Source organism: Ammoniphilus resinae (assembly GCF_017873965.1).
Lineage (GTDB): Bacteria > Bacillota > Bacilli > Aneurinibacillales > RAOX-1 > Ammoniphilus_A > Ammoniphilus_A resinae.
The window spans coordinates 191,042-216,223 of the sequence record NZ_JAGGKT010000005.1 but is presented as its reverse complement, the minus strand read 5'-3'; the positions used below and the strand labels follow the sequence as shown (position 1 = coordinate 216,223).

Sequence of the window (25,182 nt, the reverse complement as noted above, 5' to 3'; positions counted from 1 at the left end):
CTATGAAGGACAAAGACCACCCAATCAACATAGAGAATGTCCTTCATAAGCCCGAAGAAGACACTCTCGAAGACATCCCGACCCAAAATTCAGAAGCAAACGAGGTGAGAGGAATTGGCTCTTAAGAAAGCTATGATCATGGTGCACCGTGGGCCTATAACGGAGCGAATCGATGTGCTGTTTAATCCGAACGAATACATGCTAGACTCGTCAAATCAATATTCTTGGCAGACGATCCCCGGCCTCTCGCAACCGATTGCACAATTTGTCAGTGGGGAGGCAACTACACTGACGATGGAATTGTTCTTTGACTCCTACGAGAAGGGGACCGACGTTCGGAAACATACCTCTAAAATCGTAGGTTTGCTTGATGTGGATAAGGATTTGCATGCCCCCCCACTCTGTAAATTTGTCTGGGGAAGCCTGCAATTTAAAGGGATTATTGAAAAGGTGTCCCAAAAATATACCATGTTTCTGGAATCTGGGATCCCGGTTCGAGCTACGCTGACTGTGACATTTAAAGCAGTACAGAGTATCAAGGAACAGTTTAAGCGGATTCCCCGTCAATCGGCGGATCGTACGAAGCAACGTACCGTGAAACAAGGGGACCAATTGTGGCGCATTGCCGCAGAAGAATATGAAGACCCTGGCCTGTGGAGGGAAATTGCCCGCGCCAATGCCATTAAAAATCCAAAACAACTAGAGCCAGGTACAGTGATTAAAATTCCGCGATTGTATGGATAAGGTGAGGGATAACAGCCATGAGCAGTGTTAAGTTGGGAACGGAAAAGTATACATTCGATGCACTAGAGAAAAAGTACCGCAATTTCATCGCACCAGGGTTTAAGGTAGTCATCGATAATAAAGATGCTGTTCGTGAGGGAATGGCGATCACGAACCTGTCCGTAGAAACCACGGCTTCACAGGAATCGGATATAGTATCCTTTACAATTGGCAATGCCTATAATTTGATGACAAGAGAATTTAAGTGGTTAGACCAGTTATTGGTCCTTGGTAAAACGCTAGAGGTGCAAATAGGTTATACAGATCGGCTTGTGCCCTTATTTTTCGGATATATAACGGCGGTAAACGTCAATTTTCCGAGAGGGGGCACGCCTGAACTTACGGTCTCCGGTATGGATCTATCGTTTAAGATGATGCGGGGACGGAATGCCAAGTCTTGGGCTAATCGCAAAATATCGGACGTTGTCAGGGAAATTGGACAACGATATGGTGCAAATCACTTTGTGATTGACCAAACATCCAAACCGATCCCCAGCTTTCCTAAAAAACCAGAAAGTGATTATCAATTTCTGCAGGATTTAGCCCTGTCTTTGAACTATGAATTTTTCATCGTGGGGAAAACCTTATACTTTCGCCAAAAAAACAAGAATAAGACCCCTCTCATGACACTCTCCTGGGGAAAACATTTATTAAGTTTCAACGTCGAACAAAATATTGCCGACCAAGTAACAAAAGTGATTGTAAGAAGCTGGGACGCCAAGAATCAGAAAGTGATTGAATCATCCTCCAGCACTGTCAATAAGATTGGAACGAACACGAAGACAGGGGCGGATTTACTAAAGACACTGGGATCCTTTGAAGAATATCTTTACTTGAACGCCGAGGATGCCCAGGATGCAAAAGAAAAGGCTGAGGCTGCAATGAATGAACGGGCGATGAAATTAGTGTCCGGTGACGTGGAATGTATTGGGTTACCTGAAATCAGGGCAGGACGATACATTAAATTGGATGGACTTGGCAAACAATTAAATCAGATTTACTACATTAAAGGTGCTACACATACGATCGACGAAACAGGTTATCTAACCCAATTTCAGGTGCAAGGAAATGCGGTGTAATGATGAATGAAATATTTGATTCCTTAAATGCTATGAACGATAGAATGCTAGGACTTGTGAATGGTGTTTATGTAGGTATTGTCACAGACAATAAAGATCCAGAAAATCTTGGGCGAGTAAAAGTCAAAATACCCATCATTGACGATAAAAACGCTTTGGATTGGGCACGAATGACCACGTTAATGGCGGGAAAGGACCGCGGAACATTGTTCGTGCCAGAGGTAGGCGATGAGGTACTGGTTGCTTTCCAAATGGGAGATATTCGTGAACCGATCGTCATCGGCGCCCTGTGGAATAAGAAGGATCCACCTCCATCTGGAAAGGATGATAAAAATAACGTCCGAAAAATCAGATCACGAATGGGACATGAAATTATCTTTGATGATACACAGGGTGACGGGAAAATTACGGTAAAGTCGAAGGAAGGACATCAATTGGAGATGTCTGAAAAAGCAGATACAGTCAAGCTGCAGGAGAAAAGTGGACAAAATACCGTGATTATCAAGGGCGGTTCGAGCAATGAGATTGAAATAAAAAGTGGTATGACAAAAATCACGATTAATAACAAAGGTGATGCCATTATTGAAAGTGCGAAAAGCATCAAGCTAAAATCAACCCAAATTGCCATTGAAGCGAATGCTACCCTTGATTTGAAAGCGTCTGCTGCACTGAATCTGAAATCAGATGGGATCGTGACCGTGAAAGGCTCGATTGTCAAAATCAATTGAGACCGGAAATGAGAGGTTAATATGTCAAAGGACTTTTTAGGACAGGGCTGGAAATTTCCAATCGAAGTCGATAGTTCTACTGGCCGCATCAAGCAGGTGCAGCACGAAGAGGACATTGCCGAAGCTATCCGTATTATCATCTGGACTGCCAAGGGAGAGCGTTTAATGCGGCCTGACTTCGGTTGTGGGATCGATCGATTTCTATTCGAAACCAATGATGACACGACATTACGTCTTATCGAAGCAGAAATCGACGAGGCGATTCGGATGTGGGAGCCCCGTGTTCATGAAGTACAGGTCCAAGTGGAACGGGATGCTACACATGAAGAGAAACTTCTTATCCATGTTCAATATGAGGTAAGAAACACCAACAATTTATATAATCAGGTTTATCCTTTTTATTTATATGAGGGATCAAATTAAACTTTTCGGAGAGAGATGTATGGCCAATCAAAGTGTGGGTGGGGGTTCCCGCTATCACTCCCCAACGATTGACGAAAGAAATCTGGCAGACTTAACAGAACAAATGAAACGAATGGCTCCCTTCTATACACCAGAGTGGCGCTTCAGTCCTGAAGACCCGGACCCGGGAACAGCTTTGTCCCTCATGTTTGCTCACTTGTTGGCGGGGAATATTCGCAGGCTTAATCAAGTTCCATACAAGAGCTTCTTAGCTTTTCTCAATCGTTTTCACGTAGAACTTGCCCAGGCGCGCCCCGCCTTAGCACAGTTGACATTTCAACTCACAGAGGGGGCACCTGAACCGGTATTCGTAGAGAAGGGGGCGCGACTTGCAGCCGCTGTTCCAGGCGAACCTGAACCCATCTTGTTTGAGACAGCGCGTTCTGTCCTGCTTACAACGGCGCGGTTGACAGACATCTTGGCCGTCAGTCCCAAACGGGATCGAATTGTAAGGCTCGCTAAGGAAGGCGAGTCCTTGTCGTTTTATGGGGATGATCGCGGCACTGCGTTATTCGGACTGGAAGGCAACAATTTGCAGGAACATGTGATGTATATTCAGCATGATTTTCTCTTTTTGTTAAAAAACCCCGCTTTTTTAGAATTTAGCTTATTTAACGCACAAAATGATTACGCTGTCGGTGAAAGTGTAAAGCTTTTGTCTGATATGAATGCCGTTCAGTGGGAGTATTATAGCGCAGGAGAATGGCAGCCATTCGATCGCGTGTATGGCCAAGGATCCACGATTCGTCTAATTAAGCTGCGTAAGCTCGCTATCGATAAGTTTGAATACAATGGGATTAGCGGGTATTGGCTTCGTTGCCGGGTAAAATCACTTGATGAATCGTCCGAGGCCGCCGCACTTGGGAAGATACAATTGGACCGACTTACCATGAAAAGTGAATTCGCAGCGGCCTCGGACGAAGAGGGGATTATCCCTGATCGACTTTACTATAACGATATTCAAATCGATGCGGAAGAAGGCTGTCAACCTTTTGGTGATTTCTTTGCGCAGTATGGCTTGTTTTACATAGCAAATAAAGAAGCATTGTCGAAACGCGGTGCGCAGATTACGCTCCGTTTTGATATGGAGTTTTACCAACATCGATTGCTTCCAGATCGACCGCCGCAAATTAATTGGAAACCGATTATGAAACGTCATGAGGTGGATAAAACGGAAATTCCAGACCCAGTGACGATTGCAAATGTCCAATGGGAATACTGGAACGGCAGCTCTTGGGTAAGGCTCCCTGTGAATGCGGAATCGCAGAAACTTTTCAGCATTCCTAGAGAAGGGAAGGAGACGGTGGAAATTTCATTTATCTGTCCGGATGACTTGCAAGAGATCTTCGTCAATGCTGAAGAGAATTATTGGGTTCGAGGACGGATTGTGCAGATTCATAATGCCTATTCACCGAATGCGATTTACTTTGCACCAGTTATCCATCGGCTGCGTCTTCGTTTTGGTTATGAAAAGCCAATCTATCCGCCACAGCGCTTGTTCCTTCTGAATAATTTAGACCTTAAGGAACGGACCAACGAGGTTCAGACCGGTGGGATCACGTTCCGCCCATTTCTTCCTCTGGAAGGGCGTAACCCTGCGGTGTGGTTTGGTTTTGATTCCCCGCCGGTACGTGGTCCGATCAGTCTGTATTTCAATTTGAACCAGCGTCGTACGACAGAAGCAGACATCCCGTTCATTGAATGGGAATATTTGAAGAAGGTAGGCAGCTCCCCTCACTGGTCGTCATTGGCGGCTGCCGATGAAACGAACGGATTTACTAGAAGCGGTGCTGTTCAATTTGTAGGACCACAGGATTTCGTAATGGAAACGCGTTTTGGTGTAACGAAATATTGGATCCGTGCCGAAAATCGCGATGGGCGCTACGATCATGAGTCTGCAGCGGATAACGTGCCTAGAGTATTGGACCTTTCCTTGAATACGATTCTGGCCGTTCAACAGGAAACGATTACGAATGAGCTGCCGCAACGCCTTGAAGTTTACGACACAGCAGAAGAGCATATGAGCGAGTATTTTGTTTTGTCGCGGACACCTGTTCTTACGGAAGAAGTTTGGGTCGATGAGACGGGCTTGATTTCCAATGATGAAGTGGATGACCTCAAATTTGCCGGAACCCCAATCGAAATTGTACGTGATTCTGAGGAAGAAATCCTACGGATTTGGGTGCGCTACCAAGCGGTGGATCACTTTTTGAAATCAACCCCGACAGATCGCCATTATGTCATGGACCGGGCGGCGGGGCGACTCTCGTTTGGCAATGGGAAGGCGGGCAAAAAGTTCATGCTGTTGGGGGAAGACACCGTAAGGGTTACGTATACGACAGGCGGAGGCAAACGGGGGAATGTACCTGCAGATACCATTACCTCCTTACAGGATTCGATTGCTTTTATTGATGGGGTGACGAATCCATTTCCCGCGGCTGGAGGGTGTGACCCGGGAACAGTGGAAGAAGCTGCAATTCAGGGGCCGAAGTTGTTTACACACCGGAATCGTGCCGTAACAGCAGAGGATTTCGAGTGGCTGACGCGTCAAGCGCATCCCAATGTGGCGAAAGTGAAATGCTTGCCAAACTTAAATGTGAAATTGGAAAAGGAACCAGGCTCACTATCCATCGTTGTTTTGCCCAAATCGGGAATGGGGGATGGTGCGCATTTTCAAGAGCTAAAGCGAATCGTAGAGTCGAGTTTGTTGCAAAGGACTGCTGGGAATATAGCTTTCCCGGGCAGTTTGCAGGTGATGGAGCCTGCGCTGCTTGAAATTGGAGTCCATGCGACGGTGTGGGTCAGAAGTATGGACGACGTTGTTCCAGTGGAAAGGGAGATTATTAGAAAGTTAAATCGGTTTCTGGATCCTTTAACAGGAAATGCGGATAACCGCGGATGGAATATTGGACAAGCTGTGCACCATTCGATGTTTTATGCGCTGCTCAAATCCATTGGACCTGTTTTGCATATCCCCCAGTTGGCAATCGATGTTCATAAGAGGGAAGACGGCGTGCGAACGGAATGGCATCCCGACCGAATCCCCGAAGTTCCGCACGGGATTGTCGTTGCCGGCCAACATCGTATCGTGGTCGAAATGAAGAAATAAGGGGGGATATGGTTATGTTACCTTTGCCGAATTTAGATGATCGTACCTTTGAGCAGCTTGTTCGTGAGGCGCGTGATCTCATTCCTGGCATTTTTACCGAATGGACCGATGAAAATGCGCACGACCCGGGGATTACATTGCTCGAGATGCTTGCCTGGCATATTGAAATGCAGCAATTTCAGCTGGACCAATTAACAAGCGACCATGAGCGAAAATTCCTAAAGTTGTTGGGAGAATCGCCGAGAGACCGAATTCCGGCTGCCACTTCGGTGAGCTTTTCAAACGCAGAACGCCCCATTCTTATCCCCTATGGGACACTTCTGCATGTAGAAGAACTTCCGTTTGAAACAGTCCGGTCTGTGACGGTCTTGCCCGACACGACCAAGCGAGTGTTTGTGCATACTGCTGAGAACTCACGGGAGATCTCAGATGATTTTGAATCAGGCAGTGCCCCTTTCTATCCTTTTGGTGAACAGGGGAAGGTCGGTTCCAGTATGGAAATTACCTTGGAACAGCCTTTGCCTGAGGGGATGCCGTTATCCTTGTGGATCGAACTGGCTGCCCAAGAGCCGACAATCCGGATCCCCGCTCGCTATAAGGAATTCACTCCTTCAGGAAAAGTGGTTTGGAGTTATTGGCAACAAGAGGGGGAACGAGGAAGCTGGCGGCCTGTCGATCTTGAACGGGACGAGTCGTATGGTTTCCATCAGAGCGGGCCGATCTTGTTTCAAATCCCGTCAAGTACAGGGCGCGTCCATCGATTGAAGGCTCAATTGGTAGAAGGCGGGTATAACGATGCCCCGTGCGTTCGACGTTTAATATGGAATGAGGTATTCGCCAAGCAAGGACAGACGCTATGTCTCTCTGAATGCTTCGATCGTCCTGAAGGGGAGCATGAAGAAGTAGAATTTCCACTTGCGCATTCCCTGTTTCAAAAAGGAGAGATCTCTGTTCAATTCAAACATCCTAGCGGAGGCTGGGTAGACATTGATGAAGAGCTTTATACCGTCACACAATTCGAAGGAAAAGCCAAACTAGTCTTTCAGAAGGACACGGAACTCCCAAGCGGAAAGGAATGCATTCGTGCCATTGCTGTTTCCAAAGAAATTTCCGGTCGGACATTTTGCGGCAGAGGGACAGGAATCTCCGGTCAAACTTGCCCCATTCTATTTCAACCGATGCTGCCCGACCAATTACAGTTACAGGTTGGTTGGATAGTGGAAGGCGAGAATACCACAGTTTGGTACGATTGGCAGCGGGTGCTAGATTTCGATGAATCGCATCCGGACAGCTTCCACTATGTGATTGATGCAGAGGAAGGAGTCATCCGTTTCTCAGATGGAGTGAATGGGGCAGTGCCGCCCTCTACCCCTTTTGCCAATATACGAATGATTGGATTTCGTCTAGGAACTGGGGAAGCTGGAAATGTAAATAAAGGCACGATTCGGAAAATCGAAGTAGCCGAACCGCTTCAAGTGACAAATTTATTTCCTGCATACGGGGGCTCCGAGCCTGAATCGATGAAGCAGGCTATGGAGCGAACGAAGCTGCGGATTCTTGAACCCAATTGCGGGGTTACGGCGGAAGACCTTGAACGACGGGTGATGGAGATTCCGGGATTGCGAATTGCTAGAGTGAAGGCGATCCCAGGTTATAAAACAACCATCCATAATTACCCTACGGAGCGAGCGTTAGGACATACCTCTATCGTCATTGTCCCCTATAGTAAACAGCAGCCCTTACCGCAGCCAACAGAGGGGATGATGCAAACGGTGCGAAGACATCTGGAGCCCTATCGTCTACTAACGACAAGGTTACATATCATTCCACCAGAATATGTGAGGGTAACTGTAAGAGCTATCATCCGGGTTGACCCCCGTTACGGGGGGCGCGAGATGAATGTGAAACAAGTCTTGAACGAATGGCTTCAACCATATGGAATAGATTCTTCATTTGAGGGTTGGGAATTCGGACGTCCAATATACAAGAGCGATATGTATGAAGTCATTGCCCGTGTACCAGGTGTCCAATATATTCAAGATCTATGGTTGATGGCCGACGGAAAGGATGTTTATCGGGAAGAAGGCGGTGATATTCACATTCCGCCGAATGGCCTAGCCATCTCAGGTGAACATGAAATTGAATTTATTACAAATTAAGGGGGATGGGATATGAGTGAACCGAAGTTTTTCTCATTTCGACAGCCACCTGACTGGAGGCGGGGAAGGCAATATCAACTGAAGGCGACGAAGGGTGGTTTAACGGTCGTTCAGGAACATGTTTATCGGCATAGGCGCCGACATCCTCTTGTTTATTCCGGACTCGCACAGCCTGTTATCGATCTGGTGGCTGACCGTGATGGACGGTGGTTTATGCTAGATCAACAAGGAAACATCTGGCGGACAGATTTATCCAGTGGCCATGTTGAATCTTTAAGGTTCTCAAGTCAAACCGATGCCAGCAAACCAACACGCATGGCTGCAACGAGTGATTCCCTTATTGTCTTGCAATCGAATGAAGAGGTCGTCCTTCAATCGATGTCTTCAGATCGGGCACAAATCAAATGGATGACCAATGAATGGAATGGCCAAGTATTTGAGGGCTTCGCACTTGCCGCTGAACCCAAAGATGGTGTGATCGTTCTGGCGAAATTCAAGGAAGAAGAGACCCTTCAATTCCTGCGTTTCGATGCCTCTGGATTAGCAACAGGTGTGATCCCCCTCCCTTTTCTTGAGAAGGCAGGAGCATCAAGCATAAATGCAGATCGCTTTGAAATTTCGCTCGGTTCATCTGATCATGGATGGTTCCTGGATAGGGAGCAGCAGTTGATTATCCAAATCCATTTGCCAACCAACACCGCTACCTTGGTGTCGGTTCCAAGCCATTCTGGGTTCGTTGCAATCTGTGGTGCTGGGCCTGACTCGTTCTGGGGGCTGATTCATAATGCACAAGAATCCCCCTCCCATTCACTCGTACATATTCATACGGATGGACGGATGATCGAGCGTGGCCATGTCGGCAATGGACAGGGAACCCGGCTCATAGCGGGGAGGGAAGTCCTCTATTTATGGGATCCATGGGAGAGCTGTGTTCACACCATTCAACCGATCCTGGAAACGGCTGTTTGGAGGCCATTTGGAAGGCGTTTAGGGGTATGGATGAGCGACTCCCTTGATAGCGGTACTCCTGAAACCGAGTGGCATAAGATTGTGTTGGATTCGTATCGGGAGAATGATACACAAATTAATATTCGCTATTTTGCTTCGGAGGATAAAGAAATTGTACTCCATCATGAGCGGGTAAACCTTGATTCTTATATCGCGGATCCAACGATCGCGCCGGAGACGAAGCTAACTGCTTTGTCAAGCCTATGGTTGAAGCCGCTGCGGGACCCGCATGATGCCTTGCTGCTCGAGGCAAAAGGACGTTATTTGTGGATATACATGGAATTGATCGGTTCAGAGCAGCATGCACCGATCATTCAAAGTTTAGAAGTACATTTTCCGCGAAACTCCTACCTAGAATATTTGCCATCTATCTATCAACGTCATGAGCAAACGAGAGATTTCCTTGCGCGTTATCTTAGCATTTTCCAAACCATGCTAGAGGAAACCAATCAAAAGATCCATTGGACAACACGTTCATTAGACGCCAATCGTGCATCTGGTCCAACGTTGCGGTGGCTGCTGGGGTGGTTAGGGATTCAGGCAGAGGATAGTTGGACAGAGGAGCAACTGCGGAAGCTGTTGAAGCAGGCCCCAACCATCTATAACCTGCGTGGTACCAGATATGCTATGGAGGCATTGATTTCCATCTATACAGGGGAACGGCCCATTATACTTGAATATGACCAAGTCAAGCCATTAAAGGAGAATCCGGAACTTGGCGAAGTCGCGGACAGGCTTTATGCTGCGGACCCTTATGTATTTAATGTACTCGTCAAGCCTGAGCATGCCGATACGGAAATGAAACGGGTCGTGTTACAACAATTAATAGACGCGTCTAAGCCAGTATTTACTACGGGCAAATTGATTATATTACAGCCTTGGGTATATATGGACCTTCATTCGTATTTAGGAATGAATACCGTATTGTCTGAACCTACCTTACTTACTATGGATGGACGTTCATCGATGCCACACCATACGATTACGATAGATATAGGGCAAGACAATCGAGTGGACCAACACACAAGACTCGGATTGGATTCTCGTTTGGAATAATCAGTGATAAGGGGGGAAAGGATGAATAGATCACGATACATCCCATTTGAACGTAACAGGTATTTCTATGGAAAATTGCTAACCGTCCGTGACTTCATGTCCGAGCAAACGTATTTCACCGATAAGGGCAGACTGTTAAATCGTTTGCTCTTTGGAAGTGGTGTTATTTCAGGGTTACAGGTTGTGGCCGTTGATGACAAATCCGTCTCAGTTGAAACGGGTGCTGCCTTGGACCAGATGGGGCGAGAAATTGTTGTTCCATCGCCAGTGACATGGAAACTTTCCATGTTGGACGGATTCACCAATAACGAATACGCAAAAAATGTATACTTATGTATTGCCTATGATGAAAAGGGCAAAGAGCCTGTGCATTCAGTAGCAGGCGCATCTGGACGGGATGAAGAGGTAAGCGAACATAACCGAATATTGGAGAGCTACCGACTATTTATTCGTGAAAAGCCGCCTCAACCTAGTTTGCAAGAATATGATCATCTTATTGAAGATACCTCCATTTGGTATGAGGATGCACATGTAAGGATTCTTCAGACCGTTCCAAGGTATATTGAACCTTCCTCGACATTTGACTTGCGAATCACAATTGAAAAGACCATTCAAACTCCTCACATCGAGTTTGAATATGAGCCAGATTGGTTTGGTGTGGAAGCCATAGAGGAATTGCCCGAGGGGAAAGTGAAATTCTCTGAACCTACAGATGGGGGACAAACCACTTATTCGAAAACCATCCGTTTACGTGCGCTCCCTGTTCCTCCAGCTGAGAAAAAGATGCAGGGCAAAGTGAGTGTGAAGGCAGGTACAACCCGGCTGATCGTCGGGGATCGGCTTCTCTATGAATTAACGCATGTGAAACAATCGATAGAAATCAGTGAGGAGTCTAGTGAACGGCGCATGTTCCAAGCATTTTATGAACGATCATTGGATCGCTCATTGGAGTCCCCATCTGAGCCTTGTGTCTATCTGGCAAAGATTAACCTGCTGCAAATGGGTGCGACTTACGTGATTGAAAGTGTAGAGCGAGTCCCATTTCAGGATTATGTAATCAATCCAACGATGCTCTATAAAATTTTATCGTTGCAGGAAAGGACAAGTTGGCAACCTCGCGAGAGTGCAAGCGATCGGTCCCCAAGTGTTCCTATTGTGCCGGAAATCATAGAGTTTCCAGATATTAAAGAGGAGTTCTTAGCCTTCCAGGAAGAGGAGGAAGAACCTGAAAGAGAAGAACAAGTTGCGACTGGGATTGTGGAAATATCGATTGTCCCCCAGGAGAAGAAGAAATGGTATCAAAGGCGCCAAAAAAACTTCTATTCTGAGGAGATTGAACATGGATTAGGGGCAGGAGCCGTTCTAATTACTGCAGGTATATCGGAAGAACGCAAAGAATCCGAAGAGCTCTTGGCAGACCTCTTGAATAGAAACAATGCGATTTATTATGGATCGAAAGAAGTATTTTCAAATAGTGAGTATGATTCTGATTATCCAAAGGTATCCATTGGTTCTGTTCATTATCCGAAGAAAGGGACTTTTCGGCTGGGCGTCCGGGTTCACCAGAAAACAGAGCGTACACGCATTCGAGTTCGCTGGTGGGCAGTGAAGTCATTTGGGGACAGTGTGGAAATGGAAAATAGACTAGAGGAATTGGTAATGCATCAGCGGGAGGTTGCTGTTGCAAAGAAATAAACGAAAGAGGGCGGAGTTATTCCGCCCTCTTTATGATTGCCGAGATCGGTTTGCCATCTCCATCTACGGTGATCCTGTATGAATAGTTATTCCAAAAATACAATCTCATCGAGCCGAGATCCGTAACAAAGGCTTTTGGTTCTTCTTCCTTGATTAATTTCTCCAGATGTTGATAGAGCTTGTCCAAGGCCGGCCTGCTGCTGAGCTGTATTTCTTGTACCGCTGCTTCGTCCGGGTTCGTCTCATTCGATGCAACAATGAAAGTTAGACCTAGTTCTAGGAATTGCATTTGAATGGGAAGGTTAGCAGTGGTAGTTTCAGCCGCCTCCACAACCTCAGCATCATTTTGCTGTTCAGGTGTTTGTTGTTCCACTTGTTCCACCTTTTCCGGAGTATTAGGTGTCTCTTGTGTTTCTGTTTCTGGTGTTTCTTGCGTTTCTGGCGATTCCGCAGTTTCCACTGTTTCTGGTGTTTCCGGCGCTGGACTGATGACTTGGGTCCCTGTTGCTTTGCCCAGCAGCTCCTCTAGACGAACTGCGGATATACCAAGAAATGTATCAAATGCTAATTCTCCGTTTTTAAAAAAGCCTTGATATAAAACGGTGCCGTCCTCTTGATACCAAGTCCCCAATCCATCTGAAACTCCATTCACAAAATGACCCTTGTACTCTAGTAAACCTAGACTATTATAAAGCTCACCTGCTCCATGAAATCGATTACTCTGGAAATCTCCATTATATCGTATATTGCCGTCGCTTGCGTAAAGGGTTCCGTTTCCATTATATTGACCAGTGAGAAAGCTGCCTTTATATTTTACGATTCCACTTTGGAAGTACTCTGTTCCAGACCCCGAGGGCAGTCCGTTGCTAAATTCCCCCTCGTATTGAATCATTCCATTGGAATAGAGCTTCTTGCCCTTGCCGTTGTATTTTCCTGCCAGGAATTCCCCTTGATATAGCGTTTGGCCAGTGAAGTTATATTCCGTTCCTTCTCCGGTGTAGATCCCGTTCGCAAAGCCGCCCTCATAAATTAGCTTAGACGATTCCGTGTAGATTCGCCCCTGTCCGTTTGGTACACCTGCTTTAAATTCGCCCAAATATTTCACATTGCCATTCGGATAGTAAAGGGTCCCTTGTCCAGAATACAAGCCGTCCGCAAAATCACCCTTATAGACGAGGATCCCATTCTCGTTGTATTCACTGCCTTGAATAAGCAGGTTATTCTTAAATGTTCCCTCTTTCATTAACTTCCCGTTCGGCAAAAAGAGTTTTCCAGATCCGTCATATTTTCCTTCGATGATTCCACCTTCATATAATAAGCTGCCATCCTCCGCAAAGAGTTTTGCTGTCCCGGAGAAGTCAGCAGCTGGCGCAGATGCGCTTACCGTGATGGCTGGGACCCGGTTTAACCACTTATTGATAAACTTCGGTGGTTTAATGAAAATGAAGAAGTAAAGCAAAAGAATCACAAGGATGACAATCACGATCAGTTTTTTGGAAACATAATAATTGCCAATAGGAACATAGCTTGCTTTTGTAATCTCTTTTTGGCCTAGTATTTCTTTGAATTTTTTCTTAATCCATTTTGCTAGAAACTTGGGCCATTTTCTAATCATGCCTAACGGCTTAATGACTTTTCGTTTAATGGGGTTGATAAAAGGCATTACAATTTTTTGAATCAACAGGCTCGACTCCTTTTAAAACAACAATAAAAAACTATGGAACCTGTACCGTCATTTGTCCGGGATTCGTAATCGAAATGACGCCTCCCCAATTGCACATACACTTAGAAGTATTGTTTAAAGCCGGCATATTCGCAACAAGAACCGTCGGAGATCCAGGAACCCATGGTGCTGCGGTGACAGGTACACAGGGCATCGGCGTATGGGCACCAAATGCAGCCGCTGTAGCAGCCGCCACTGCCGGGTTGGCGATAGAGTTGCACATACCGAAGGGAAGAATATTAACCATTGGCTTATTATCCATAATGTTCGCGGTCGGAGCAGCAGACATGACACGATTAGCGGGTAATACAATTAGTGAGCTTGGAGTTGTTCCGAAGCTGCATTGTAGCATAGCACCAGCTGTAACAGCTTGTCCCATTGAAAACCTCCTTAGAATATCCACCATTTTTCAATTCTACTATATTTTATGAAGATTGAGCAATAAATTTGCCCTATTTAAAACACAAACAACTAGTTTTATAGTACTATAAATGGGTGGAAAAGATTACAAGGAGGTCCAGGAAATGAGAGACTTATGGCATATAATCTAAGTCCTTTGTTTATTTCTTGGTCCTTCTATAAGTGGTATGGGCTCTTAGGCCCATGGAGAAGAGGGATAATCCTATGAAATTCAAACTTGGTTTGTTGATTGCCGGGACAGTCTTTGTAGCTGCTCTCCTCTTTATCTTTAGGGATACATGGTCTGCCAATCCTTTTGAAAATGAGGTAGCTTACTCCAATATTTCCCGTGTGGTGACCGATTCGAATGGCGCCATTTATACGGTAACCAATTCAAAGAAAACGCTTCAAAAGGTAGATTCGTCTGGTAGACTAATCTACTCCATTTCAAGCAGCGAACACGAGCAGCCCAACACCCTTCAATTATTTAATAGCATGGCAGTAGATGGTGAAGGAAATGCCTATGCACTTATTACAATTCTTGATTCTTACGGTCTAAAAGTATCAGGTGAACAGATTATCAAGATTTCACCCGACGGCTCGAAAACTAGCATGGTGTATGAAGAGGAATATGCTTTCTCGGATAATTTATTGCGCGTGGGTAACATCCAATCCCTTTCGGCAAAAGATGGGTTTGTATACTTTTTCCGGAAGGATGCTGAAACGTCCTCGCTTTTACGAATCCCATCAACAGCTGCAGCATCACAACAAAACCCGGAAGTCGTAAAGACCATTGAAATGCCAGCGAATCGTTACTTAAACGAATTTACCGGCAGCCAGGATAACCACATATTTTTCACTACGAAGCGGGGATCATTATATGCCGTCACAGACGGCGACGTGAGACAGATTTATCCCCAATCTTCGCAGAATCAACTGAATTTTCCGGTAGGTATTTTCACGAAAGATCATAGAAATATCTACTTTATTGACTATCATCAGGAAGCGATCAATCGGGTCGATGTTCGACAATCGGGTTACCCAATTATACCTGTTGTCACCATGGAAACACTTAAAAATCAATACCCCAATATTGAATGGTCTGATTTCACCAATATTACTGTAGGAAATGGTCTAATCACAGTGGCAACCTCTGACCAGCTCGTTCAAATGAATCCGAATGGTGAGATTATTGATGTTCTGACCAGCTTTCATTATTCTCCTAAGATCGTGTGGATGGGATTCGGGTATTGGCTACTGCTTGGCTTATTTGGTTTCTTGTTGGTATTAGATATTCGTCACATATACGTTTATATCTTGGGAAGGAGGGTTTCCCTTCTTTTAAAACAACTAGGTGTCATTATTCCTGTCGTTCTTCTGTCCATGGTTGGTTTATCGTATTCTGTATACTCTTCTTTCTCGGGAGAAATGAAAGCTGATACACAGGGGCAACTCGAATTGCTCGCAGGCAATGGTAAATATCTAGTGGATGGAGCCCAGTTGGAGGGGCTCAATTCGCCGCGTGATTTCATGAGTGAGGATTACAAAACGATAAAACAACGGATTAATGAGTTGTTCTCACGTTCCGGTGAAGATCGTGACGGGTTATATAGCACGATATACCGTTATATGAATGGGAATCTGTATATTATTATGGACGATGACGATAGCGTGACCATGTTTCAGCCGTTTCCATTGAGTGAAGAGAACCTACTTGTGCTACAGCAAGGGAAAATCGTTTCGGGAGAGTGGGAAGACGCGAGTGGTCAATGGATGTATGCGTTAGGGCCTTTATATAACCCGCAAGGCGAAATCATTGGAATCTATGAAACGGGTAAAGATTTAATTGGTATGAAACAGAGCAACTTGAAGATTATGACTAATGTGTTGAAAATCATCTCAGTTATCGGTGTAATTTTGTTGCTTGTTATCACTGCAATGACTGTTTATTTACTATCGTCCATTAGAAAGCTGCGACGAAGTGTGAATTTGATTGCTAAAGGTGAATGGGACGTCATGGTTCAGATCCACACGCGCGATGAGGTGGAGGAACTTGGAGAGCGGTTTAATATGATGGCAAAATCCATTCGCCAATATATTCAAGAGGTAACGAAGTTGAGTGATTCCTACTTCCGATTCGTTCCACAACAGTTTCTAAAGGTTCTTGGAAAGGACAATGTGACACAAATTAACCTGGGGGAGCAGGAAAACAGGCAAATGACGATCTTGGTTTGCAATATGCGTCATTTTACGGAGTTTTCCACAACCCTTACGTCGGAAGAAAACTTCCGTTTTATTAATTCCTTTTTGAAAACGTTTGGCCCTGTCATTCGTGAGTATGGCGGGTTTACAAGCCGGTATCTGGGAGCCGGAATGCTTGCGATGTTTCCCGATGATCCTTCTGCAGCGATCAAAGCAGCCGTTAAACTGAGGTCAACGCTTGAAACCTACAATAAAGAACGGGAAGGGGAACCGATTGATATTGGCATTGCCGTTCATTATGGGGATGTAATGCTCGGAATTATCGGGGAGGAACAAAGATTGGAGGGAAGTGTCATTTCCAATCATGTTCAATTAGCCCTTGATCTAGAAAGAATTTCAGAAAAACTTGGCGTCACCGTCCTGCTAACAGAAGAAACATTGCGCTTCGTAAATAAAGGGTTGCCGAGGCAATATCGTAAACTTGGTTCATTTCAGATTGATGGGGAACACCGAACTATTGAGCTGTTTGATTTATACGAAGGAGATCCTGAGCCAATTCGCAGACTAAAAGATGAAACCAAACAACAGTTTGAACATGCGATTGAGTTGTTTCAAAATGGTCGGTTCTATGATGCCAGAGAAGGATTCGTTACAGTGGTGAAGAAAAACCGTGATGATCTGGCCGCCAAAATGTATTTCTTTGCCTGTGACCAATACTTCCAGGAAGGTGTTACCGCTGACTGGAACAACTCACTTCGTATTTCATAATTTTTTAGGGGAGGTAAGCCAATGTTAGAACCAATCACAAAAGACCTCAAAAGTCAGGCCGAATTGGAAATTAAATGGGTACAAAGCGGAACAGAGGCAGGAAGGGTTTCAGACTTCCTGCTTGGGGAACATTGTTTTGATGACCAAAGATTTACGCCAGGGGAGATTGAGCAATTGCGGTGGTTACCGGTTCGCAGTCTTCAGGAAAACCATGTCAACTGCTGGTATACAGAAGAACAAGGGAAAGTCATCTCTGCTATTATTTTTGTCGAGAATGAACATCATAGCGGCGGGTATCGTTTGGAATACTTCGGCGTCCATCGTTCTTATCGCCATCAAAAATTGGCTTGGCATCTCCTAGAGGCTATGTTTCAATACTGTCGATCAAACAATGGCCGCTATGTTGAAACCTTCACCTGTGACTTGCCCGAGTATGCCAGTGCACGCAAACTATTTGAGCGAAACGGGTTTACTTATATGTGTCGTCTACCGGATTATTATTATGAGGGAGAAGGGAAGCTATTGTATTTGAAAATGTTAAAGGATCAAGCTTTTCAAGTAAGCGCCAGGCCTTAGAAATGTTCAGAAACAGAAGAATTGAATTTTGGTAACTCTAGGGACAAGCTCAAGGGAGCTCGGAAGCAAGCCCAAAAAGCCTGAAGACTGACTATAGATAGTATGACGGGGTGGATTTCAATAAGCGGAGATATCTTCCGCTTATTGAAATCCACATTTGCCTTTTAGACCATTTGATTGGTAATTCTCCATTTTTATGAAAGCAACCCGCCCAGCTCAACTCAACAATAATCAACAGCCCCCTGCTTTCCTCAAAAATTAATGGGCCTTTCCGCTTGCAATATTTTAAAATTAGCAATTGACTACACCTATAAATTAGAATATTATGTATACAAATAAAAATACAAATTAAAATACTAATTAAATTAGTAGGACGTGATTGGAATTGGCTAGGAGGAGAAATGGAGCAAAGGCAATAGAGGTTTACAACGAATTGAAGAAGATGATTTGCTCCTTTCATTTTTATCCTGGACAGCCCTTGGTGGAAGGGAACTTGACGGAACATTTTCAGGTCAGCAGAACACCAGTACGGGAAGCGATGATTAAATTAATTCAAGAGGGGTTCCTCGTAGAGGAATCAGGGCATGTCCAAGTTGTTCATCTGACACCCGATGATCTCTACGATATCTTTCAGATTCGACTGGCTCTTGAAGGGATGGCGGCTGAAATCGCTGTCTCTGCTGTCTCTAATGAGGGAAACCAATTGGCCAAAAAACTGAAAGCGCTTAATGATGAAATGAAGATGCATCTGGAAAAAAACAATGTAAATCGTTTCTTTGATTTAGATGAGGAGTTTCATCAAGTGTTAATCGCTGCTGGTAAGAATAAGCGGATTGTTGATATTTTGGACAACCTTTCTTTGCAATTACAGCGAATTCGCCGATTAACGGCATCGTATGCGAACCGTGCCTATCAGGCAGTCGAAGAACATGACCAGATCGTTCTGGCAGTCGAAGCTCAAGATCCGGTGAAGACAAAAAGGGCAGTACAACAGCATATTTTAGCTGTTCAAGAGACGATCATCAGATTGGGTGATTTAACTGCAGTTTATAGCTCTTTTCTATTAAACCGACCATGAAACGGGGGAGGAATTGACAGGGAGAGAAATCGCTCTTTAATGGGTAATCCTTGTCCTGGTCCCATGCAGGACAAATGATTATAAATTTTAACTTCATCAAACTAGGGGGTAATGTAGATGAAAAAGTGGTTTAAGAGTGTATCTGCTGTTATGCTAGCATCCTCATTGTTGGTTGTATCAGCATGCGGCGGGTCACCAAGTTCTAGCGAGGGAGGGTCAGGCGGAGGATCTGCCGAACCGGCTCCGAAAGCAGATGATAAGAAAGCTGGAGGAGAAGTTATAGAGTGGGACATGCCTTCTGTTTATGCTGAGGGTTCTGCACCCGTTAAAGGTGCCCAGAAGTTTGCAGAACTGTTGGATCAGAAATCCAATGGGCAAATCAAAGTCACGGTTTTCCCGAATGGTTCATTAGGGACAGAGCGAGAAAACTTTGAGGCGCTAAAAGCGGGAGATGTAGAGTTGATTCTTGCCGGATACCAAGGTCAAGATATGTACGCTCCGGAGTTTATGTTTATATCAGCTCCCTTCCTATTTAAGAGCATGGACCACGTGAAAGCCGTGTTGAATGGGGATTTAGGAAAGAAAATGTTTGCGAAGATGGACGAATCCGACTCCCATGCATTGGGTAGCATCATCCGCGGTCCTCGTCATATGACAGCCAATAAAGAAATCAAGACACCTGAGGATGTCAAAGGATTGAAGCTGCGATTGCCTGAAATTGAAGCCTGGGTTGCCGCATGGAAAGCGTTCGATACCTTAGCAACTCCTGTCGCCTTGCCTGAATTATATGGAGCACTGCAGACAGGCGTGGTCGAGGCTTCGGAAGGACCTACTGAACAATTCTATACATTTAAACTGCAGGAAGTTCAAAAATATATGATCAAAACGTCTCATATTTATGAAGCCACATTCTTCTGGATTAATAAACCACTATGGGATTCCTTAACACCTGAACAACAGAAGTGGGTTCAGGAAGCATCGGATGAAGCGATTGCTTACGCAAACGATGAAGCAGAAAAAGATGCCGTTAAATTTGAAAAGGAAATGGTTGATGCGGGTATGACTGTTGTTGAGCCTGACCGTGACAAATTTGTAGAGTTAGCCCAACCAGCATTGAAGGAATTTTTCGAAACCAAGTGGACCGTTACGAATTTGGATGAAATCAACAGTTACGCCAAATAAGCAGTTCACCCTTTGGGAACGGAATGGTCCGTTCCCTTCCTATCATTAGTAGCGTGAAAGGAGAGAAACGATGAAGCGTCTGGTAGCAGGTTTTGAGAGATTTCTAGATTATTTTATCGTCACCATGACGATAGGAATTGTCGTATGTGTGGCTCTGCAAGTACTATTCCGCTATGTGTTTGCCTATTCTGCTCCCTGGACGGAGGAAATTGCCAGATTTATGTTTATTTATCTAACCTTCGTCGGTTCAGCGGTATGTATGAAAGAGAAAACACATATCACTATTGAAGTGTTAATTGAAGTCCTACCCAAGTGGCTTCGCAGTACAACCTTAATCTTGGTGCAGCTGTTAACGATGTGGTTCCTCGTCGTTGTGTTGATTGGAAGCTGGCAAATGGTTCTAAGCAGTACCGAGGTGCGGTCTGCCTCCTTAATTTGGCTGAATTATTCGTATGTGTATTTTGCCCTTTTCTTTGGTGCCGTTCTCATGCTTATTTATAGCATTTTTAGATTGTATGAGTTAGTTCAGTCTATTTTTCAACCGGTTCAGAAGGAACAATCATTGCAGTCCCAAAATCAAACGATGGATGGGGGGAGGTAATTCATTATGGCTATGGTTGTATTTATTGGTGCGTTGCTGTTTCTCTTTTTGGCGGCTATGCCCGTTGCGTTTAGTATGGGTTTCACCTCCTTACTGCTCATGCTCATGGATGGAAAGATACTCTACGGAAACATTGCCCAAAAGATGGTCGGCGGAGTGAATAGCTTTGTCATTCTAGCAGTTCCTTTATTTCTATTAGCAGGAAAATTACTGAATGTTGGTGGGATTACAGATCGAATCTTTAAATTCTGTCATGTTTGCGTCGGTTTTCTTCCAGGAGGACTTGGTCATGTAAACGTAGCCAGCAGTATTATCTTTTCTGGTATGTCAGGAACCGCTGTTTCCGACGCCGCGGGGCTCGGAACCATCGAGATTAAAGCGATGCGCAATGCGGGTTATCCAAAGGGTTTCTCCTCAGCGATTACCGCTGCGTCTTCGACGATTGGACCGATTATTCCACCAAGCTTGCCGATGGTGGTGTATGGTGTCTCAGCAGGGGCGTCCATCGGTGCGCTATTTTTAGCCGGTTTGATCCCGGGTCTTCTGATGGGATTGGCCATGATGCTTTTGATGGCTTACTTTGCAAAAAAGAAAAACTACCCCCGCGGTAATTATCCAACGGCTAAAACCTTTTTTATCGCATTAAAAGAAGCGTTTCTCCCATTGCTCACTCCTGTCATCATTATCGGTGGGATTTATCAGGGGATCTTTACCCCGACAGAAGCAGCGGTTGTAGCGGTAGTGTATGGCTTACTCCTGTCAGGGCTCATTTACCGCGAGCTTAACTGGCCGACACTTCTTCAAGTTTTTCGGGAAACGGCTAGAGACAGTGCTGTCTTGGGGTTGATCCTTGCCTGTGCTACGCTTTATGGAAATATTATCATGCGGGCCAAGATACCGATGCAGGTTCTGGACTTTTTTACCTCACTTGCACACAGTCAATGGACCATGCTGATCGTTTTAAATATTTTCTTGTTAATTGTCGGGGCTTTCATGGAAACGATTTCGGCCATTACGATCCTGATGCCCATTATGCTACCGCTTTTGGATAAGTTCGATATCGATCCCGTTCATTTTGGGGTGATTATCGTATTGAACCTGATGATTGGACTGTTAACACCACCATTTGGAATCGTTTTGTTTGTTATCTCCAAAATTGGAGAAGTAGGCATTATCCAATTAACTAAGGAATTGCTTCCATTCATCGCCGTGTTGCTTGTAGTCTTGGGACTCATTACGTTTTTCCCGCAAATTGTATTGTGGCTACCGAGTTTAATGTATACCTAAAAACGATAAAAGCAGGACTTGCCCACAGGGAATGGTGGGGAGACCTGTTTTTTTCTTCTATGTACCCCTCCTCTCTAATTTATCCAGAATAGTTATAATATAATTACTAATAGATTCCAACTCGAAAGGAGCTGATACCACATGATACGCATAGGTTCAGGAGCCGGGTTCTCAGGAGATCGCCTGGAACCAGCCGTGATACTAGCGGAAAAAGGAGAGCTTGATTATCTGGTTCTCGAATGCTTGGCTGAACGGACAATAGCCTTGGCGCAACAACGGAAAAATAGGGATCCCAACAGCGGCTACGATCCATTACTAGAAAAGAGAATCGATCTCCTTCTCCCCATCCTCAAAGAAAAAAAGATTCGCCTCATTACTAATATGGGTGCCGCAAACCCAATCGGGGCTGCCAAAAAAATCATGGAGATGGCAAAGCGGAAAGGGATCCATATCAAAGTGGCGGCGGTGACAGGTGATGATGTTTTGGAACATCTGGATGGCCAGCAAGAAGTGTTAGAAACAGGCAAACCCTTGTCCAAACTGTCAAACCTTCTTTCCGCAAATGCCTACATTGGCGCGGATGCCTTATTACCTGCACTAGAAAGCGACGCCGAAATCATTATCGCCGGACGGGTGGCGGACCCTTCTCTATTTTTAGCGCCAATGATCTATCATTACGGGTGGTCCGTGGACGATCTGGACAAGATCGCCCAGGGAACGGTAGTTGGTCATTTGCTAGAATGTGCAGGGCAGCTGACTGGGGGGTATTTTGCGGATCCAAGGAAAAAAGAGGTCCCGGATTTGGCGCGGTTAGGGTTCCCCTTTGCTGATGTGGGCCCGGACGGAACGGCGGTGATCGGAAAAGTGGAGGGGACCGGTGGATTCATTAATTTGGCAACGGTGAAGGAGCAACTATTATATGAAGCAACAGATCCTACAGGGTATCTTACTCCGGATATTACCGCAGATTTCACCACGGTACGTCTTCGGGAAATAGGGTCGAATCAGGTCGAGGTGTCAGGTGGGAGAGGAAGGCCGAAACCCGCTACTTTGAAAGTCAGCCTAGGCTACCACACAGGTTATGTAGGGGAAGGAGAAATCTCTTACGCAGGTCCCAATGCCTATAGTCGGGCTGTTCTAGCTGGGGAAATCATTCAGGAACGGCTAAAGGATCAATTCCCCGATCTTCGAATCGATCATATCGGGGTGAGTTCCGTCCACCGGACCTATTTTGGAGAGCTTCGTGAACCGTATGAAATTCGTCTGCGGGTTGCAGCAAATGCGACAGATTCAGAAAATGCGGCGATCATTGGGGAAGAAGTGGAGGCGCTTTATACAAATGGACCAGCTGGTGGCGGTGGAGCGCGGAAGTATGTGAGAGAAGTGATCGGCATCGTATCCACTTTGATCCCCCGAGAAAAGGTCCAGACCCAAATTTCGATTCAGGAGTGTTAATCATGAAGAAAAAGCTCTATGATTTAGCGCACAGCCGAGCGGGAGATAAAGGAAATACGTTAATCCTTTCGCTTATTCCATACGATGAGGCCGACTACCCTTTATTGTGTGAAAAGGTCACACCGGACGCGGTCAAGCACCATTTGAAAGAGATCGTTTTGGGCGAGATCATCCGCTATGAAATGCCGAATCTAGCATCCTTACAATTTGTTTGTCACCAAGCCCTGCTTGGAGGAGTAACGACCTCTTTAAGCATGGATACGCACGGGAAAAGTTTAAGCTATGCCTTTTTGCAGATGGAGATTGAGGTTTAGGGGAGCTCGCCTTTAAGAGGAGAATTGACTCCTAAATTAAGATTGAAGGTGAAAGTAGCCGGAATAAGGGGAGAATTACTCCTATTAGCTGTGGGGATGCCGGAATTATTGGGTTTTATTGGATTAGGAGTAAACTCCCCCCTATTTTTCCGAAAATCAGCCCTCTTTTAAAAATAGAGTAAAATTCACCCTTATTCAATGCCCCTGACAAAAGGGGAGAGTGCTCATAGGCTTGCTCGGATACTCCCCCCGTAACGAGGAGATAATATTTGGAAATTCTTTCGTGCCAACCACGGCGTGGGGAAGGTGAGAAATATGGAAACTATCGACTTTTATATCGATTGGGTGCAAAAGCAATTTCACTGTGAAGTCTATTTTATTGATGATCCGGAAAAGGTCAACGGATTTGTCGAATATCGAAATGGCGGGCACGTCATCTATATCCTGGGAGATCGCGAAAGGATGGAAACAGAGGTTTTTCTCGATATCCTCGCTCACGAAATTGGACATGTATTGTATAATCGAAAGATGATAGAACTAGGAATGTCTTATACAGAAATCGTAAATAGAACACAAATTAAGCTGGATTGTTTTCAATATCTTCTTGGCCAACACATCATCACCGACGAAGAGTATTCGAGACTGTACGCTTCCATCGAGGAAGAATGGTTTAGCAATCAAGCCAAAGAATCCATCCTAGAGAAAATGAAAGGTTTGAGATGAATGTCGGAAACGCAACAAATCATCGAAGCATTCACTAAAAGTTTACCGGATTATCTTGAGGACGTCGAGATGAACTCCGGAAAGCTTTTTTATTCACTTACCTGGCAGCAGATCGCGGAGCACTTGGATGCAAATAAAGCCATCCTAGATATCGGTTGCGGCTTCGGTTTAACGTCTATTTGGTTTTCAGAACAAGGCCATTCCGTCACAGGTGTCGACCTCACCCCGGATATGATAGCCGCTGCGGAGCAAAAGGCAAAGGAAAAGCAGCAACAGATTACGTTTCTCCAAGGAAACATCGACACCCTAGACCACATCCCGCAAGTAAAAACTTACGATTGGATCATTTGCCACAATGTCCTCGGATATGTAGAAAATCCGCAAGAGACGATCCGTATGCTGAACACGAGGCTGAACCCCGGTGGCTATCTTTCCATTATTGCCCACAATCCCGCGGCAAAAGTCCTCCGAAAAGCCATCGTAGAGAACAACCTACCCGAGGCCAAGGAATCAATCGATGAGGAAGAAGAGTACAATTCCTTGATAGGAGCCTATGTCAAACAGTATTCAATCGAAACCTACCTGCAATGGTTTGAATCGATGGAATTGGCGGTTAAAGGTCGTTACGGTATTCGCTGTGTTTTTGATTACCTGGGTCCGGGAGAGCAATAAGGCAATTTACAGCAGCTTCTAGATCTTGAGCTTCAATTAGGCAGATTAGGTCCCTATCGGGATATTGCTTTTTTTACACATTTTATTGTGCAAAAATAGCCGCCAAGTTGGACCATTCGTTTG

General features: G+C 45.1%; 20 protein-coding genes. 18 read left to right on the top strand and 2 right to left on the bottom strand.

Annotation, left to right across the window (positions count from 1 at the left end; translation table 11 throughout):
* The first annotated feature begins 114 nt into the window (after positions 1–114).
* Genes J2Z37_RS11030 through J2Z37_RS10995 form a run of 8 tightly spaced genes read left to right on the top strand, consistent with a single transcriptional unit; the run spans position 115 to position 12,079 of the window.
* The gene (locus J2Z37_RS11030) at positions 115–744 is read left to right on the top strand and encodes a CIS tube protein (RefSeq protein WP_209810312.1); all 630 of its coding nucleotides are present in this window, start codon (positions 115–117) and stop codon (positions 742–744) included.
* Positions 745–761: 17 nt separating this feature from the next.
* A complete protein-coding gene (locus J2Z37_RS11025) occupies positions 762–1,862 on the top strand; it encodes a phage late control D family protein (protein ID WP_209810311.1) in 1,101 nt (366 codons plus the stop codon).
* A 32-nt stretch (positions 1,863–1,894) separates the two neighbouring features.
* Complete coding sequence (locus J2Z37_RS11020) at positions 1,895–2,590, top strand: phage baseplate assembly protein V (protein WP_245203728.1); 696 nt, start codon at positions 1,895–1,897, stop codon at positions 2,588–2,590.
* A gap of 21 nt (positions 2,591–2,611) precedes the next feature.
* Positions 2,612–3,013, top strand: coding sequence for a GPW/gp25 family protein (locus J2Z37_RS11015; RefSeq protein ID WP_209810310.1), 402 nt, complete (start codon positions 2,612–2,614; stop codon positions 3,011–3,013).
* Complete coding sequence (locus tag J2Z37_RS11010) at positions 2,997–6,161, top strand: baseplate J/gp47 family protein (RefSeq protein ID WP_209810309.1); 3,165 nt, start codon at positions 2,997–2,999, stop codon at positions 6,159–6,161. Before J2Z37_RS11015 ends, J2Z37_RS11010 begins: the two co-directional genes overlap by 17 nt.
* A gap of 14 nt (positions 6,162–6,175) precedes the next feature.
* Positions 6,176–8,320 (top strand): putative baseplate assembly protein, encoded by a 2,145-nt coding sequence (locus J2Z37_RS11005; RefSeq protein WP_209810308.1) that lies wholly within the window; start codon positions 6,176–6,178, stop codon positions 8,318–8,320.
* A gap of 12 nt (positions 8,321–8,332) precedes the next feature.
* Positions 8,333–10,384: a phage tail protein gene (locus tag J2Z37_RS11000; RefSeq protein WP_209810307.1), complete on the top strand. Its 2,052-nt coding sequence runs from the start codon at positions 8,333–8,335 to the stop codon at positions 10,382–10,384.
* 21 nt (positions 10,385–10,405) lie between these two features.
* Positions 10,406–12,079: a hypothetical protein gene (locus J2Z37_RS10995; RefSeq protein WP_209810306.1), complete on the top strand. Its 1,674-nt coding sequence runs from the start codon at positions 10,406–10,408 to the stop codon at positions 12,077–12,079.
* Between the two features lie 16 nt (positions 12,080–12,095).
* Here the strand turns inward: J2Z37_RS10995 and J2Z37_RS10990 are convergent, their stop codons facing one another.
* On the bottom strand, positions 12,096–13,760 hold the full coding sequence (locus J2Z37_RS10990; RefSeq protein WP_209810305.1) for an MORN repeat-containing protein: 1,665 nt from the start codon (positions 13,758–13,760) through the stop codon (positions 12,096–12,098).
* Between the two features lie 34 nt (positions 13,761–13,794).
* Positions 13,795–14,181, bottom strand: a complete 387-nt coding sequence (locus tag J2Z37_RS10985) for a DUF4280 domain-containing protein (RefSeq protein WP_209810304.1) — start codon at positions 14,179–14,181, stop codon at positions 13,795–13,797.
* A gap of 245 nt (positions 14,182–14,426) precedes the next feature.
* Here J2Z37_RS10985 and J2Z37_RS10980 point away from each other — a divergent pair, with 245 nt between their 5' ends.
* From J2Z37_RS10980 to J2Z37_RS10935, 10 genes are all read left to right on the top strand, one after another.
* The gene (locus J2Z37_RS10980) at positions 14,427–17,171 is read left to right on the top strand and encodes a HAMP domain-containing protein (RefSeq protein WP_209810303.1); all 2,745 of its coding nucleotides are present in this window, start codon (positions 14,427–14,429) and stop codon (positions 17,169–17,171) included.
* A 21-nt stretch (positions 17,172–17,192) separates the two neighbouring features.
* Positions 17,193–17,747: a GNAT family N-acetyltransferase gene (locus J2Z37_RS10975; RefSeq protein WP_209810302.1), complete on the top strand. Its 555-nt coding sequence runs from the start codon at positions 17,193–17,195 to the stop codon at positions 17,745–17,747.
* 385 nt (positions 17,748–18,132) lie between these two features.
* Complete coding sequence (locus tag J2Z37_RS10970; protein ID WP_209810301.1) at positions 18,133–18,825, top strand: GntR family transcriptional regulator; 693 nt, start codon at positions 18,133–18,135, stop codon at positions 18,823–18,825.
* Positions 18,826–18,942: 117 nt separating this feature from the next.
* Positions 18,943–20,007 carry a TRAP transporter substrate-binding protein gene (locus J2Z37_RS10965; protein ID WP_209810300.1) on the top strand — a complete coding sequence of 355 codons (1,065 nt, stop codon included), beginning with the start codon at positions 18,943–18,945 and terminating at the stop codon, positions 20,005–20,007.
* Between the two features lie 70 nt (positions 20,008–20,077).
* Positions 20,078–20,608, top strand: a complete 531-nt coding sequence (locus tag J2Z37_RS10960) for a TRAP transporter small permease (RefSeq protein ID WP_209810299.1) — start codon at positions 20,078–20,080, stop codon at positions 20,606–20,608.
* Between the two features lie 6 nt (positions 20,609–20,614).
* The gene (locus J2Z37_RS10955) at positions 20,615–21,895 is read left to right on the top strand and encodes a TRAP transporter large permease (protein WP_209810298.1); all 1,281 of its coding nucleotides are present in this window, start codon (positions 20,615–20,617) and stop codon (positions 21,893–21,895) included.
* A gap of 141 nt (positions 21,896–22,036) precedes the next feature.
* Positions 22,037–23,350: an acyclic terpene utilization AtuA family protein gene (locus tag J2Z37_RS10950; RefSeq protein ID WP_209810297.1), complete on the top strand. Its 1,314-nt coding sequence runs from the start codon at positions 22,037–22,039 to the stop codon at positions 23,348–23,350.
* A 2-nt stretch (positions 23,351–23,352) separates the two neighbouring features.
* Positions 23,353–23,664 (top strand): AtuA-related protein, encoded by a 312-nt coding sequence (locus tag J2Z37_RS10945; RefSeq protein WP_209810296.1) that lies wholly within the window; start codon positions 23,353–23,355, stop codon positions 23,662–23,664.
* Positions 23,665–23,979: 315 nt separating this feature from the next.
* Positions 23,980–24,387: a M48 family metalloprotease gene (locus tag J2Z37_RS10940; protein ID WP_209810295.1), complete on the top strand. Its 408-nt coding sequence runs from the start codon at positions 23,980–23,982 to the stop codon at positions 24,385–24,387.
* Positions 24,388–25,059 carry a class I SAM-dependent methyltransferase gene (locus tag J2Z37_RS10935; RefSeq protein WP_209810294.1) on the top strand — a complete coding sequence of 224 codons (672 nt, stop codon included), beginning with the start codon at positions 24,388–24,390 and terminating at the stop codon, positions 25,057–25,059.
* Positions 25,060–25,182 lie beyond the last annotated feature (123 nt).

Bases quoted from the DNA above. Each gene is read 5' to 3' on its own strand.
- J2Z37_RS11025 (WP_209810311.1), top strand. From the start codon at position 762: ATGAGCAGTGTTAAGTTGGGAACGGAAAAGTATACATTCGATGCACTA.
- J2Z37_RS11020 (WP_245203728.1), top strand. From the start codon at position 1,895: ATGAACGATAGAATGCTAGGACTTGTGAATGGTGTTTATGTAGGTATT.
- J2Z37_RS11015 (WP_209810310.1), top strand. From the start codon at position 2,612: ATGTCAAAGGACTTTTTAGGACAGGGCTGGAAATTTCCAATCGAAGTC.
- J2Z37_RS11010 (WP_209810309.1), top strand. From the start codon at position 2,997: ATGAGGGATCAAATTAAACTTTTCGGAGAGAGATGTATGGCCAATCAA.
- J2Z37_RS11005 (WP_209810308.1), top strand. From the start codon at position 6,176: ATGTTACCTTTGCCGAATTTAGATGATCGTACCTTTGAGCAGCTTGTT.
- J2Z37_RS11000 (WP_209810307.1), top strand. From the start codon at position 8,333: ATGAGTGAACCGAAGTTTTTCTCATTTCGACAGCCACCTGACTGGAGG.
- J2Z37_RS10995 (WP_209810306.1), top strand. From the start codon at position 10,406: ATGAATAGATCACGATACATCCCATTTGAACGTAACAGGTATTTCTAT.
- J2Z37_RS10985 (WP_209810304.1), bottom strand. From the start codon at position 14,181: ATGGGACAAGCTGTTACAGCTGGTGCTATGCTACAATGCAGCTTCGGA.
- J2Z37_RS10980 (WP_209810303.1), top strand. From the start codon at position 14,427: ATGAAATTCAAACTTGGTTTGTTGATTGCCGGGACAGTCTTTGTAGCT.
- J2Z37_RS10975 (WP_209810302.1), top strand. From the start codon at position 17,193: ATGTTAGAACCAATCACAAAAGACCTCAAAAGTCAGGCCGAATTGGAA.
- J2Z37_RS10965 (WP_209810300.1), top strand. From the start codon at position 18,943: ATGAAAAAGTGGTTTAAGAGTGTATCTGCTGTTATGCTAGCATCCTCA.
- J2Z37_RS10960 (WP_209810299.1), top strand. From the start codon at position 20,078: ATGAAGCGTCTGGTAGCAGGTTTTGAGAGATTTCTAGATTATTTTATC.
- J2Z37_RS10955 (WP_209810298.1), top strand. From the start codon at position 20,615: ATGGCTATGGTTGTATTTATTGGTGCGTTGCTGTTTCTCTTTTTGGCG.
- J2Z37_RS10950 (WP_209810297.1), top strand. From the start codon at position 22,037: ATGATACGCATAGGTTCAGGAGCCGGGTTCTCAGGAGATCGCCTGGAA.
- J2Z37_RS10945 (WP_209810296.1), top strand. From the start codon at position 23,353: ATGAAGAAAAAGCTCTATGATTTAGCGCACAGCCGAGCGGGAGATAAA.
- J2Z37_RS10940 (WP_209810295.1), top strand. From the start codon at position 23,980: ATGGAAACTATCGACTTTTATATCGATTGGGTGCAAAAGCAATTTCAC.
- J2Z37_RS10935 (WP_209810294.1), top strand. From the start codon at position 24,388: ATGTCGGAAACGCAACAAATCATCGAAGCATTCACTAAAAGTTTACCG.